Below are 13,505 nucleotides of genomic sequence, written 5' to 3'. Positions count from 1 at the left end.
TTGCTCATTTGAACGCAATCTTCATGCCCGCCACGAAGGCGCGCGGCGATCCGGCATAGATCGAGTTGGTCGAGTTCGCCAGTATGCTCGCGGGATTTTGAATGCCGGCCGCGGTCACCGAATTTGCGATGTTGTTTGCCGAAGCCACGTAGGTCCGGTCGAACACGTTCCGGACCTCGACATACAGATTCAGCGACTTGAAGGAATCGGAGACGAGATCGGTCTTGTAATGCAAATTGAGGTTGACGAGCTCGTAGCCGGGCGCCTTCAGGAGATTGGCATTGTCCATGTAGAAGCTGTCTTTCCACTGGACTTCGACAAATCCGCCGAGCCCCTGCAACGGCCCCGACAACTGGTCGTAACCCAACCGCGTCGTCAGCTCGTTCGGCGAAATGCCGGGGATCTTGTTGCCGGCGCGATTGAAGCCGAACACCGCGCCGTTGCTGATGTTCTCGACGTATTCCGTATAGACCTCGTCGAGATAGGTATAGGCGGCCGAGAACCGCCAGCCCGGCAGGAACTTCCAGTCGGCGGCGAGTTCGACGCCGCGATGCTCCGATCGTGGCGCGTTGAACGTGTAGGAGATGCCCGATTTCTGGGTCGCCTGCGAGACAAGCTCGTCCTTGAAGAATTCGTAGAACCCGGTGACGCTCACCTTGAGCGCATTGTTCGGCGTCCAGTCGGCCCCGACGTCGTAGCCGAGATTCTTCTGCGTCCGCAGCCCGGTGTTATTGCCCGAGCTGCCATCTGGCAGGACGAACAGGTTGCTGACCTGCGGCGTGCCATAGCCCGTTGCCACCCGTCCGCGGAATTGCCAATCGCTGTTCACTCGGTAGAGCAACGCGAGCTCAGGCGCCGTATTCTGGAATTGCCGGTCCGCCGTCGTGATTGCGGTGGACGTAGCTCCGGCGGCACCGGCGTAGCCGTAGAGGGTGTTTCGCCCCGTGAGATTGGTGGTCTCCCAGCCGATGCCGGCGATGGCCGTCAACGCCGACGTGAGCTTCAACTCCTCGCGTGCACGCAGGCCGTAATTCGTCGTCGTGCTGAACAGGTTGCTGGACAGGCTTCCAAGCGTCGCATTGCCGCCCGGCACCACATTGCGGGTATCGCTCGAAGCCGTGAGCGTGTTGTAGAAGCCGCCGAAATAGGCCGTCGAATCCATCCCGAAGATATCGCCGCGCCTGACGACGTCGCTCATGTAGTTGTAGGACGGGAAGTCGCCGATCGCGCTCGTCGATCCCGTCGGCTGGCTGATGTTGCGGTCGTCGAACACGAACTGGTTGCGCCAGGTGGTCTGGTTGTCGAAATCGTGCTCCCAGCGACCGCCGACGATGGTGCGCCGGTCGTTGCGCCCGAGGCCGGCCTGGACCGCGGTTTCCTTGTCGGTCCCCGCCGCGGAATTGAAACCGTTGTTGAACAAGGTCACGGTTCCGCACCCCGGCGCGGCGGTCGCACCCGTCGCGCAGCCCTGCTGGAACGGGTTCTGATAGAACTGATTGAGCGACGAGCGGATCGGCAGGCGTGCCGTCAGGTCGTTGTTGATCAGCTTCACCGTGAAACGATCGTCCGGCGTGACTTGCAGGGTGCCGAGGAAATTGACGGTCTGGGTATTGAACCAGCTGTTGCCGATAAATCCGTCGCCGCGGGCATCACTCGCGAACAGCGAGCCCTCGAAATTGCCGACCTTCTTGCCTGCGGCAAGATAGTTGTTGAGATAGCCGAAGCTGCCGCCGTCGACGCCGTATTCCACACCGTCGATGGTCCCGCCGGGCCGGGTCCGGAAATTCAACGCACCGCCGGTGGCGTAATTGCCGTACAGCGCCGATGACGGGCCGCGGACCACGTCGATCGCGCCGTAAGCATGTGGATCGATCAGGTCGCTGCGTGACAGGCCGTCCGGCTGGGTGACCGGGAAGCCGTCGTCGAAGATGACGAGGTTGCGGATGCCGAAGCCGTTGCGCGCATTAGACCCGCGGATCGAGATGCCGAAGTCGCGCGGCCCGTTGCCCTGCTTGATCGAGATGCCCGGACTGTCGCGCAGCACGTCGGCGACCGAGAATGACGGTCGGTTGTCGAACTGGCTGCGGTCGATGGTGGTCTGGGTCTGCCCCGTGGGCGCCCGGTTCAAACCATCGCGGGTCGCGGCAAGCGTCTCCCCGGGCCTCGCGCCGCCTGCCGAGGCTGCGGCCACGGTCGGTGCCGCCGGCAGCTTCGGTGGCCGCTGGGTCGACGCGGTACGAACGCGCGGCTTCGATCCGGCCGGTTTGGCGCGCGCCGCCGCATGTGGCGCATCGACTGTGACGGAGGGCAATACTGTGGTCGACGTCTGGGCTTCCGCTCCGGAAGGCAACGCGCAAAGCGCCGCGCTCAGCGCGAGCACGCTTGCCGCCCCCAGCGGGTGATAACGAAACATGGATGAATCCTGACACCGGCTCTTCGGCCGGCTTGCTCAATGGCAATTGCCGGCGCGGACAAGCACCGGCAGCGACAGTCTCGTCAGGAAAAAAGCGGCGGCGCGCGGGCTTGCGCGGAGAGGCCCGCCGGCGACCGATCGAGCTCGCCGGCGAAATCGAGCCAAACGATCCGGCTCGGTACGCGTTCGACGGCCTGGGCCGCAACTTGCGGATGATCAACGGGCGCACCAGTCTGCAGCACGCTGCATGCGGAGCAACAACCGTCATGAGCGTCGTGACCGGTCTGGTCGCCCTGCCCGGCTCCGGAGCCGGCACTGCCGTGGCAGATGGTGGCGGCCGCGAGCGGATCGGATACGGCAAGGCTCGCCGCCCAGCAGGCCCCGATCGGTGCGAAAATCTGCACCAGCAGGGCAACCAGGACTATGGGCAGAAAATTCTTCAGCCGCCGGCGCATCGCAAAACCCATCCGGAACCGAACTAACCACCACCAGCCTCGGAAGTCGAGATCGCGGACACGTCCGGTTTCTTCCAGCCGACGGAAATAGCCGAGCGTGGCAGTTGCATCACGGCCGCCGCACAAGCCGCCGTATCTCCTTACTCCGCCACGTGTTTTCACATCACTTTCACAACCGGCAGTGGCGCCATCCCAATCATTTCGCAAATTGCCCGAAATTTGAACAATCGTTGCCGAAAATGGTGACAAGGCTGGAAAGATGGTCTACCAATTCGGGCGCAGGCTAGCCGCGAGGCGTGTCCTGGTGGTCCAAGTCTCGGGAGGAGCCCGACGCGCACAAGCAGCGTCACCCCATCAATCAAGATCAAACCGAATTTTTGGGGCAAATAGGGTCGACACAATTTTTGGAGCAGGGCTTGGAGCCCTGCTCTTTTTTGTCTGATGATCGCAATCAACGATGGCTCCATCATCGAATCCAATCGAACGCAGCTTTGAACTCGCAGCAGCGGCTTGCGATGATCTCACGCCGTTGGTGTATCGGCGGTTGTTTCGCGAACATCCCGAGGCGCAGGCGATGTTTCGCACCGAAGGCAGCGAGCCGGTGAAGGGTTCGATGCTGTCTCTCACGATCGAATCCATTCTCGATTTCGCCGGCGAACGCCGCGGACGTTTTCGCCTGATCGAATCGGAAGTGTTCTCGCACGACGCCTACGGGACGCCGCGCGAATTGTTCGTGGCCTTCTTCGCCGTGATCGCGGACTGCTTGCGCGACATTCTCGGCGAGCAATGGTCCGCGGAGATCGATGCTGCGTGGCACAAGCTGCTCCGCGACATCGAAGCCATCGTGCTGCAACAGAAACATCTCGTGGACGCGAAGACGTAGCGTCACCGTTCCGATTGTGACACACTCCCTTTATCCGCGGCGCGTGCAACTGACGCCGACGGTCAGAAAAACGAAGAGGGAGCAAGCAATGCCAGGAATCGACAATGGCACCGACAAGGGGATGGACAAGGCGTCGACGACGCGGCGCGACCTTCTGCAGATGGCGGCGGCAGGTGGAGCTGCGGCCGGCCTGTTCGGCGGAATGGGCGTGACGTCCGCGCTCGCAGCCGAAATGGGACGTTCGGAAAAACCGCTGAAGGCCGCATTCTCCAACGCCGGACTGCAGGCGACGTGGTGCGCGCAGGGCAAGCAGGCCGCCGAGTTCTGGGGCAAGCTGTTCAACGTCGAGGTCACCTGGTTCGACGGCCAGCTCGACGCCGTCAAGCAGCGCGCCGCCATCGACAACATGGCATCGCAAAAATGGGACTTCGTCGCCATCCAGGCATTCGGCATCGGCACGCTGACCCAGCCGGTGCAGAAGATGATCGACGCCGGCACCCCTGTCATCGACATGGACACGCTGATTGCGCCGCTCGACCAGATCAACGTGCATTCGTTCCTGGCGCCCGACAACGAGTTCATGGGCGCTTCGGTGACGCAGGCGCTGTGCAACGCGATCGGCGGCAAGGGCAAGGTCATCATGACCCAGGGCGCGCTCGGCCATACCGGCGCGCAGGGCCGGGCCAAGGGCTTCAACTCGGTCGTGAAGCAGTTCCCGAACATCGAGGTGCTGGATACCCAGCCCGCCGACTGGGACGTCTCCAAGACCGCCCGGCTCTGGGAAACCTATCTGACGAAGTATCCGCAGATCGACGCGGCGTTCTTCCACAATGACGACATGGCGCTCGCGGCCGCCAACATCATGAAGGCGCATAACCGCACCAACATCCTGATCGGCGGCGTCGACGCGATGCCGCCGGCGATCCAGGCGGTCAGCGAAGGCCGCATGTTCGCGACCGTCCGCAATCCGTCCTGCCGCATCCACGGCGGCGCGATCGTCGCGGGTGTCGCGGCCGTGGTCGGCGGCGAGAAGAGCGGCCAGGGCATTCCGAAGAACGTCGTGACCGACGGTCCCGTCGTGACCAAGGCCAACGCCGCCGGCATGCAATGGATGGAGGATCACTTCCTGATCTGAGCGGACCTCATGTCGCAGGGCCGTTCCCCGATCCTCGAGTTGAACCAGATCACGAAGGCCTTCGGCGGTGTCGAAGCCCTTCGTGGGGTCGACTTCGCGCTCCACGCCGGCGAGATCCATGGTCTCGTCGGCGAGAATGGCGCCGGAAAAAGCACGCTGATGAAGATCATCGCCGGCGTGCATCCGGAGTTCTCCGGCCGCTTCATGCTCGACGGCAAGGAGACCCGGTTTCGCTCCACCCGCGACGCGCACGCCGCCGGCATCGGCATGGTGCATCAGGAGCTCAGCGTCGCGCCTGATTTGACCGTCGCCGAGAACGTCTTCCTCGGCAACCAGCCGACCAACCGCCTCGGCTTCGTGCAATGGCGGCGGATGGCGCGCGAGGCCGGCGAGCAGCTGTCTCGGTTCGGCATCGACGTCGATCCGATGACGCGGCTCGGCGACCTGCCGATCGGGCTGCAGCAGCTGATCGAGATCGCCCGCGTGCTGTTTTCGGGCGCTCGCATCATCATCCTCGACGAGCCGACCTCCGCCCTCTCCCCGCCGGAGGTCGAGCGTCTCTTCACGACCTTGCAGAAGCTCCGGGACGAAGGCACCAGCATCGTCTTTATCTCGCATTTCATCGAGGACATCCTGCGGGTCTCCGACGTGGTGACCGTGTTCCGCAACGGGCGGAAGATCGCCGAAACCGCCTCCGCCGACACCACCAAGGGCGCGCTGATCGAGGCCATGATCGGCCGCGGCGGCGAAAAGCTGGAGCACAGCTACACCGACGACCTGATGCTGCCGCAATCCGGCGCCGGCCCGGTGGTGCTGAAGGTCGATCAGCTCTCGCTCCGCCGCAGCCTGCAGGATGTCTCGTTCGAGGCCCGCGCCGGCGAAGTGCTCGGCATCTACGGCTTCATGGGCTGCGGACAATTGGAGCTGTCCCGCATCCTGTTCGGCAAGCTCAGGCCCGACGGCGGGACGCTTGTGGTCGACGGCTCCGCCAAGACATTCCGCAGCACCGCGGCCGCCCGGCGGGCGGGCGTTGCGCTGGTGCCGGAGAGCCGGCGCGCGATGCTGTTTCACCAGGAGCCGGTCTACAAGAACATCTCGATCAGCATCCTCGAGCGGATCTCGGCGCTGCTGCTCAAGCCGGTGCGCGAGCGCGCCATCGCCCAGCGCCAGGTCGAGCAGTTGCAGATCAGGCCGCCGGTGGTCGGTCTCGATCTCGGCATGCTCTCCGGCGGCAACCAGCAGAAGGTGGCACTGGCCAAATGGCTGACCTACCCGCCCCGCCTGCTGGTGCTGTGCGAGCCGACCCGCGGCATGGACGTCGGCGCCAAGAACGACGTGATCAACATCGTGCGCGATCTCCGCGCCAAGGGACTGGCGATCATCGTGCTGTCGACCGAGCCGGAAACGGTGCTGTCGCTGGCCGACAGGATCCTGGTGCTGAAACGCGGCTCGGTGGTGCGCGAATTCGCGGGCGAAGCGGTCAGCAAGGATCGGCTGCTCGAGGCTGCCTAGAGCATGATCCGGAAAAGTGCGAAGCGGTTTTCCGACAAGATCGTGCGCAAACAAATCGAGAAAGCGCGATGACCGCGTCATCGCGCTTAACGGAGAGACATAATGGCAAGCAGTGACAGCGCGACGGCACCTGCGGATCACAAGCGGCCGCGCGGGCTGGCGTCCTTCCTGCGCTCGCAGATGCGCAACATCGCGCCGTTCCTGACGCTGATCTTCCTCAGCGCCTTCTTTGCGATCGCGAGCCCGTCGTTTGCGACCATCGACAATGTCGGCAACATCCTCACCCAGGTGTCGGTCACCGGCATCATCGCCGTCGGCCTCACCTTCGTGATCCTGTGCGCCGAGATCGACCTGTCGGTCGCCAGCATCGCCAACGTCACCGGCATTGCGGTGGCCTATTTCACGCTGCAGGACTCCTACGTCAACATCGCCAACATCCCGATGCCGGGCTTTGCCGCGATCCTGCTGGCGCTGGCGCTGTGCGCGCTGCTCGGCCTCGTCAATGCGCTGGGGCTGACCGCGATCGGCATCCCCTCCTTCATCATGACGCTCGCCATGATGCAGATCGCGGCCGGCGTCTCGGCGCTGCTGGTGCGCGGCCAGATCGCCTACAAGGTGCCGCCGCTGATCACGACGCTCGGCTCGGGCTCGATCGGCGGCATCCCCTGGATCGTGATCGTTGCCGCGGTGATGCTGCTCGGCGGCCATCTGGTGCTGACCTACACGCGCTTCGGCCGCTACGTCTACATGGTCGGCGGCAACCGCGAAGCCGCGGAATTTGCCGGCCTCAACGTCAAGCTCATCCTCGGCAGCGTGATGGTGATCTCGGCGGTCTGCTCGGGGATCGGCGGCATGCTCGGCGTCGCCCATTTCGGCAGCGCGCAGCAGAACGAGTTCGACACCTATCTGCTGGATTCGATCGCGGCCGTGGTGGTCGGCGGCACCAGCCTGTTCGGCGGCCGCGGTGGCATCGGCAACACCATCGTCGGCCTGTTCGTGCTTGGCGTGCTCAACAACGGCCTCGACCACGTCAATATCGACAGCTTCCTGAAGATCCTGATCCGCGGCCTGATCCTGCTCGCGGCGCTGATCATCAACGTCTACGCGCAGCGGCTGCGGGAGCAAGCGGCGGATTAGTGTGGCGCTCTCTCCATTCGTCGTCCCTGCGAAGGCAGGGACCCATACTCCGCGGCGGGTGTGATGAACGGGACTAGTCATTCTGCCATCGCGCAAGAATGACTCTCGGTGGTTATGGGTCCCTGCTCCCGTGCGCAATTGCGCGCTAGGCAGGGACGACATCGAATGTGTTGCGCTGTCCTGGGGCGAAGCGAAACCCCGGTAGAGGCTCGCCATGAAGCTGTTCTGCGCGCCAGGTACGTTGTCTCTCCTGCCGCATATCGTGTTCCTCGAGGCCGCATTGCCGTTCACGGCCATCAGGATCAACGAGCACACCAAGGCCATCGAAGGTGGCGGCGACTATCGAACGGTGAATCCGCTGGGCTATGTGCCGGCTCTGCTGCTCGACGACGGCACCTTGCTCACCGAGGGAGCTGCGATCGTTCAGTACATCGCCGATCAGGCCCCTTCCAGACGGCTGGCGCCGGCCAACGGCTCGATCGAGCGCGCCAAGCTGCAGGCGTGGCTCAACTTCTTTTCAAGCGAGATGCACAAAGGCGCGTATGGACCGATCTTCCACAAGGGGATATCGGAGCAATCCAAGGAGGTGTTTCGCGACCGGCTGAGAACGCGCTACGCGCACCTCGATCGTCACCTTGCTGACAACACATACCTTCTGGGCGAGGACTTCACGGTCGCGGACGCCAACTCGTTCGCGGTCACGATCTGGGCCCCGCGCGTCGACTTTGATCTTTCGCCCTACCCCAACGTGCTCGCGCACCATGCGCGCATCGGCCGCCGTCCGACAGTTCAAGCCGCACTGGAAGCCGAGGGCCCGATTCCGGACCCCGGCCCATAAACGATTACCTGGCAACATCCGGCTGCCAGTGGCGCAGCTCACGTGCGGCGTAGTGACGGCACCGATCGTCGACTAGGACGCTTCCACTATCAAGCCGCGTGCGAGCTTGAGCGCCCGTCCCGCGCTGAGCGCGCCGCTGCGGGGGGCTTGGCCGTCGGGCAACTCATTGGCATGGCGCCTTCGACGAACCGGGAGTCGGAAGCCATGAAAACGCGCGGTGCTGACGGCCTGCCAATTCTGGTAGCGTCGGCAGCGCATCCGGAGCAAAGTTGCCGTTGTGAATTTACTTAAGTCGCCGCCAGCATTTCGGGGAACATCACAGAACCAGGGGAGAAGACCGTGACCGCTTTCAACGCTGTGCGTTTTCGGGTGAAGCCTGCGCGCGATCAGGAGTTTTTGGACGCGCACAAGACCATCGGGGCAACCTGGCAAGGTCTGTTGCGCGCCAATATTATCAAGACCGGTGACCGTTCCTATTGCATTATCGCCGAGTGGCAAGACATGGACGCGTGCATCAAGGCCCGGCCACACATGATTTCCACTCTCAATACTTTTCGCGATACGCTCGAAGACTTGGGCGGCGGTCTCGGCGTCACCGATCCCGTCGCAGGTCCGGTCGTCTTGTCCATGAAATAAGAAGATTTGTGAAGGATAGATCATAAGGCGACGCCCGCGGCCGCGCCTGCCCTGCGTCATGAGCGGTCGTTGTCCCGTCCCCGCCGGCCGAACGTATGGCCGCTTTCCGGACAGCAACGCGCTAAAATTTTCGAACAAGCCCAGCCGAGCCGGCGCTAATCTCCGGCCGGCAGCGGAGGGTTACGCTCTTGTCAGCGTCGATGGCACATCGGGAGATAGACGGGAGGATTGGCAAGACGATCGTCGTCGCCGTCGGGCTTGCTCTGAGCCAGGCCGCGGTAGCCGCACCGCCCGATAGCCCGAATCCCGCGCTCGCCCCATGGTTTGAGAGCCTGAAGCAACCAGGCACCGGTGCGTCGTGCTGCTCGATTGCGGATTGCCGGACGGTCGAGTTTCGACAGGACCGAGACGGCTACGAGGTCTTGATCGATGGTCGCTGGAAGATGTCGAAACCGTTCTGGCTGCGGGTCCCGTCGAACAGGATCATCGACAGAACCGACAACCCGACGAACCGCGCCGTCGTCTGTTTCACGCCTGAGGCAGGCATTCTCTGTTTTGTGCGTCCGGCCGAAAGCTGATCTGTGCCGCTGCGTTTCCCGTACATGACCATCGATATCGTCATCTGGCAAAATCGGGCTGCCAGTGGCGCAGTTCGCGCGCGGCGTAGGTGACGGCACCGATCGTCGCGTAAGACGCTGCCTCCAGCATCATGTTGCGTGCGAGCTTCAGGGCCCGTGCCTCGCAGATCGCGCGCTGCTTCTCGTCGGCGATCCATTCGAAATCGATGTTGTGCGCGAGGCCGAGGATGCGCCGGATGGTCTTGGCGGCGGCAAAGCCGACCGTGTCCTGGAACAGCCTCGCTACGTAGGCCTGCCGCTCCGCCTCCAGTCGCGCGGCGCCTGCCTCGCCCGCAAACAAAGACACCGGATAGCCGTCGCCCCTGGCATCGTTGCGCCAGAGCGCGAGAAATTTTCGCGAGAATTCGGTCCAGACGCCCTCGATGGTTTCCAGCAGCCAGGCCTCGAACGAAGCGCGCTCACCCGGCGTGCGCTCGTGGCCGGCGGAGGCCAGATAGGCCATCAGGAGATTGCCGATCACGGCGCCGATGTCGAAGCCCATCGGGCCGTAGAAAGCGAATTCGGGATCGATCACCTTGGTCTCACCGTCGGTGACCATGATCGAGCCGGTGTGCAAGTCACCGTGCAGCAGTGCCTGCGGGCTCGCCATGAACTTCAGCTTGAGCCTGGAGATCGCGACATGCAGATCGAGATCCTCGCGGAACGCCGCCGCCGTGGCGTCGAGATACGGCGTGGTCCAGCGGTTCTGCTCGGCGATGCGGTAAGGATCGGTGAAGATCAGATCTTCGGTGATCTTGCAGAGCGCGTGGTTGCCGGCGAATGCCGCAATCCCTTCCTTCTTCTCCGCGGCCGACAGCGCGAGATCGGACGTGAAGAGCAGCGTCTGCGCCAGGAAGGTCGAGATATCCTCGACGAAACGCGGATAGCGCGTGGCGCCGATCAAGCCCTTGCGCATGATGATGTGCGGCTCGAGCAGCTCCATTGCGGTGAGCGCGAGGGGCGCGTCGTGATGCAGCACTGCCGGCACCAGGCTCGGCGCCAGCCGCACCTGATGCACCAGCGCCAGATGCTCGTAATGCGCCCGCGACAACGGCAGCGGCCAGCTCTCGCCGACCAGCCGCACGTAAGGCAGCGCCTGCTTGACGGCGATGCCGCCGCTCGGTCCCTTGACGATAAAGACGAGGTTGAGGTTGCCGTCGCCGACCTCGCTGATCGACCAGTCCGCCGGCGTGCCGCCGAGCTGCGTGACGATGGCAGGTAAGCTCGCGAGATAGTCCCGCAGATCGGCTTCCCGCAGGATTCGATACTGGCTCTGCCCGGAGCCTGGTTGCGCCTGCAGGTTCATCGTGGTCGCCTCCCCAAGACTTAGACCCGAGCCATTGGCCGCTCGTTGTGCTATTCCGGACACGTTGCCGCAAGAGCTGACAGCCCGGTTCGACGCCCACAATCGCAGGCGGCGGGACGCGCCGCAATGCCCCAGACGAAGTCCCCGAAGCCACAGATCAGGCCCTACCCCGCCGGCGTTGTTTCAGAATTCACGATGACATTTTCGAGTGGAGGATGTTGCCATGCTCGTCGCCGTGTTCTCGATATTTGCCGCCAGCCGCAAGGACGCGCTTGTCGATATGGTCGAGCGAGTGCACGCCGGCTTCCTCGCCGCCGGATTGGGCGAGCCGACGGTACGCCTCAGGCTGTCCGATCCCCCTCTCACCGCCGAGATCGCCGCCGTGCAAGCTGCGGCAGGAACGAAGCGCATTTCCAGCATTGCAAGGGTGATCAAGCGCTGGCCGGAATTGGGGCGCTTCGTGCGAACGACCGGCTCGGTTGGACCTGGCAGGGCGGAAGCACGCGTGATGTCGAACGTGACCGAGAGCGGCGCCGTCGAGGCGATCGACTTCACGATCATCAGGGAGATCGCACAGGGCGTCCCAAAGTCATTTCCATGCCACGCCATCGACCTGCATTTCTCGGTGCCCGGCTTTTCAGACGGTCCGCAGCTGCCCGCGCAGCCCGACCTTCAGACGCTTCGCGGCCTGATGCGTGCCGGCGTCGACATCGGCGCCGGCCACCCGACCTCGCCCGGCATCGGCGTGCACGACAAGTGGTGGGTGAATGGGCGGCAGCGGTCGCTGGCCGCGCTGCGCATCGTCGAAGCCGATCCGCAGGCCAAGAAATTGCCGGCACCTCCGGCCGAGATCGCGGCCCTGCTCGCGGCGTGCGGCAAGGTCCGCAAGACGGTGCAGGTCCCGATGGTCACGGCGCCCGCCGCTGCGGCGGCGGCCGCCGGGCCAGCCGGCGGCCTGTCTCCTGAGATGGACCAGGCCATCCGCACGGTCGTGCGCGCCTATCGGGCCGGGATGAGCGAACTACTCAATACCCTCCCGCACGATCTGCCGCATCAGGTCGAGAGCGCCGCCGCGACTGCTCCCGATGGAAGCCCGGGCACCGGCCCCAAGAAGCCGGATCTGGTTCGGGCCTTCGCGCCGCTCGGCTACGATTGTCGCGGCGAGAGCGGATCCTTCAGGCTGCAACGGCGCACCCCGGGCAACCTCACCGTCAGCCTCCAGGCCGATGTCGGCAGCTGGAACAGTTCGGTTGTGGCCTTCATGCAGGTGATCGGCATGGTCAATGGGCACGGCTTCAAGGCGACGCTGCCGCTCCATGCCTCGCGCCACGCAGTCCGCGGCGAAGTGAGAGGGGTCGAGTTGCCGAGCCAGTTTCCGATCGGCAGCGCCGAGCGATGGACGCAAATCGTCGACAATCTGGCAACGCTCGTCGCGGCGCTCGATCGCAGCTTCGTCCCCGAGATCGAGGCGATCACCGGCCCGTCGCCGGAGTGGTTCCGGCCGGAGCAAAGCTGAGCCCGTTGCTCCGGTTCGTGGACCGGGTGAGCCAACGGGTCGCGCGAACGCGCGCCCGATGACAGGCTCTGCAATACCCGGGGCAATGCTCCCGCATGTCGCTTCGCTCATGCGGGCGACTTCGCTGCGCTCCCTCGCCCCATTCTACGCGTTCCCACGGAGAGAGGCACGTCTGCACAATTTCTGTATAATAGAATAATGCCGCTGATTTGCCCGACATGTCAAGTTGCCGTGTCGAATGCCGGCACGCCGCCGGCTACTTTGCATGGGGTTGTTTTCGATATTTTGACAGTCCGCCCCTGCAGAGGCCGGCTACATGCGATAGCCCTGCCGCACACGGGGCGAGGTGAACCGGTGAGTTCTAGAACGGCATTCCCATCAGCTTCGACAGCCGCTCGACCGACAGATAGCCGGCGTAATAGGCCCACATCCCGATCGCGAAGATCACGGCCGAAAGTAGCGTGGTCCACAGCAGCTTGCGGCCCATCCGCGCCATGATCGGCGCGCCGGGGTCGGTGCCGGGCGCGCCGACGCCGTCTTCATGCTGGCTGCGCACGCCGAACGGCAGCGTCAGGAACAGCACGAGCCACCACAGCACGAAGTAGATCGCAAGGCTGGTGGAGATTTGATACGCCATGCGCGCTCAGGCCTGTTCGATCTCGACCAAGGCGCCGGAAAAGTCCTTGGGGTGGAAGAACAGCACCGGCTTGCCGTGCGCACCGATCTTCGGCTGGCCGTCGCCCAGCACCCGCGCGCCCTCGGCGATCATGCGGTCGCGCGCCGCGATGATGTCGGGCACGTCGTAGCAGACATGGTGGATGCCGCCGTCGGCATTGCGCTCGACGAATTTCGCGATCGGCGAGGCCTCGCCGAGCGGCTCGATGAACTCGATCTTGGTGTTCGGCAGCGTCACGAACACGGTGATGACGCCGTGCTCCGGCAGCGGCACGGCGTCGGAAATCTCGGCGTTGAAGGCGGTGCCGTAGATCTTCGCGGCCTGCCTGGCGTCCTTGACTGCAATGGCGACGTGATTGAGCCGGCCCAGCATCTCTCTCTC

The 13,505-nt window shown here is 64.0% G+C and carries 13 protein-coding genes; 8 read left to right on the top strand and 5 right to left on the bottom strand.

Features of this window, described 5'->3' with window-relative positions; all coding sequences use genetic code 11:
- Positions 1 to 4: 4 nt before the first annotated feature.
- Complete coding sequence (locus tag H8A95_RS14640; RefSeq protein WP_229183767.1) at positions 5 to 2,413, bottom strand: TonB-dependent receptor family protein; 2,409 nt, start codon at positions 2,411 to 2,413, stop codon at positions 5 to 7.
- Between the two features lie 83 nt (positions 2,414 to 2,496).
- Positions 2,497 to 2,868 (bottom strand): DUF2946 family protein, encoded by a 372-nt coding sequence (locus tag H8A95_RS14635; protein ID WP_229183779.1) that lies wholly within the window; start codon positions 2,866 to 2,868, stop codon positions 2,497 to 2,499.
- Positions 2,869 to 3,325: 457 nt separating this feature from the next.
- On the opposite strand from H8A95_RS14635, the gene H8A95_RS14630 reads away from it, so the two are divergent.
- From H8A95_RS14630 to H8A95_RS14600, 7 genes are all read left to right on the top strand, one after another.
- Positions 3,326 to 3,751, top strand: a complete 426-nt coding sequence (locus tag H8A95_RS14630) for a globin (RefSeq protein ID WP_229183766.1) — start codon at positions 3,326 to 3,328, stop codon at positions 3,749 to 3,751.
- A gap of 88 nt (positions 3,752 to 3,839) precedes the next feature.
- Positions 3,840 to 4,886 (top strand): sugar ABC transporter substrate-binding protein, encoded by a 1,047-nt coding sequence (locus tag H8A95_RS14625; RefSeq protein WP_229183765.1) that lies wholly within the window; start codon positions 3,840 to 3,842, stop codon positions 4,884 to 4,886.
- 9 nt (positions 4,887 to 4,895) lie between these two features.
- A complete protein-coding gene (locus H8A95_RS14620) occupies positions 4,896 to 6,398 on the top strand; it encodes a sugar ABC transporter ATP-binding protein (protein ID WP_229183764.1) in 1,503 nt (500 codons plus the stop codon).
- Positions 6,399 to 6,500: 102 nt separating this feature from the next.
- Positions 6,501 to 7,535: an ABC transporter permease gene (locus H8A95_RS14615; RefSeq protein ID WP_229183763.1), complete on the top strand. Its 1,035-nt coding sequence runs from the start codon at positions 6,501 to 6,503 to the stop codon at positions 7,533 to 7,535.
- Positions 7,536 to 7,749: 214 nt separating this feature from the next.
- Positions 7,750 to 8,373 (top strand): glutathione transferase GstA, encoded by a 624-nt coding sequence (gene gstA, locus H8A95_RS14610; RefSeq protein ID WP_229183762.1) that lies wholly within the window; start codon positions 7,750 to 7,752, stop codon positions 8,371 to 8,373.
- 339 nt (positions 8,374 to 8,712) lie between these two features.
- Positions 8,713 to 9,009 carry a DUF718 domain-containing protein gene (locus tag H8A95_RS14605; protein ID WP_229183761.1) on the top strand — a complete coding sequence of 99 codons (297 nt, stop codon included), beginning with the start codon at positions 8,713 to 8,715 and terminating at the stop codon, positions 9,007 to 9,009.
- A gap of 188 nt (positions 9,010 to 9,197) precedes the next feature.
- Entirely contained in the window at positions 9,198 to 9,587 is a 390-nt protein-coding gene (locus H8A95_RS14600) for a hypothetical protein (protein ID WP_229183760.1), read from the top strand.
- A 40-nt stretch (positions 9,588 to 9,627) separates the two neighbouring features.
- Here H8A95_RS14600 and mtnK read toward each other — a convergent pair whose 3' ends face one another.
- Positions 9,628 to 10,932, bottom strand: a complete 1,305-nt coding sequence (gene mtnK, locus H8A95_RS14595; RefSeq protein WP_229183759.1) for an S-methyl-5-thioribose kinase — start codon at positions 10,930 to 10,932, stop codon at positions 9,628 to 9,630.
- Positions 10,933 to 11,155: 223 nt separating this feature from the next.
- Between mtnK and H8A95_RS14590 the strand changes: the two genes are divergently transcribed.
- Positions 11,156 to 12,448 (top strand): hypothetical protein, encoded by a 1,293-nt coding sequence (locus H8A95_RS14590; RefSeq protein ID WP_229183758.1) that lies wholly within the window; start codon positions 11,156 to 11,158, stop codon positions 12,446 to 12,448.
- Between the two features lie 361 nt (positions 12,449 to 12,809).
- Here H8A95_RS14590 and H8A95_RS14585 read toward each other — a convergent pair whose 3' ends face one another.
- Together H8A95_RS14585 and mce are read right to left on the bottom strand one after the other, a co-directional pair.
- On the bottom strand, positions 12,810 to 13,085 hold the full coding sequence (locus H8A95_RS14585) for a DUF1467 family protein (protein WP_163153464.1): 276 nt from the start codon (positions 13,083 to 13,085) through the stop codon (positions 12,810 to 12,812).
- 6 nt (positions 13,086 to 13,091) lie between these two features.
- Positions 13,092 to 13,496: a methylmalonyl-CoA epimerase gene (gene mce / locus H8A95_RS14580; RefSeq protein WP_092114633.1), complete on the bottom strand. Its 405-nt coding sequence runs from the start codon at positions 13,494 to 13,496 to the stop codon at positions 13,092 to 13,094.
- Positions 13,497 to 13,505 lie beyond the last annotated feature (9 nt).

Origin of the sequence: Bradyrhizobium oropedii (genome assembly GCF_020889685.1) — a bacterium.
Classification (GTDB): domain Bacteria; phylum Pseudomonadota; class Alphaproteobacteria; order Rhizobiales; family Xanthobacteraceae; genus Bradyrhizobium; species Bradyrhizobium oropedii.
Note: the sequence above shows the minus strand (reverse complement) of the source record. Positions and strands in the feature narration are given on the sequence as shown.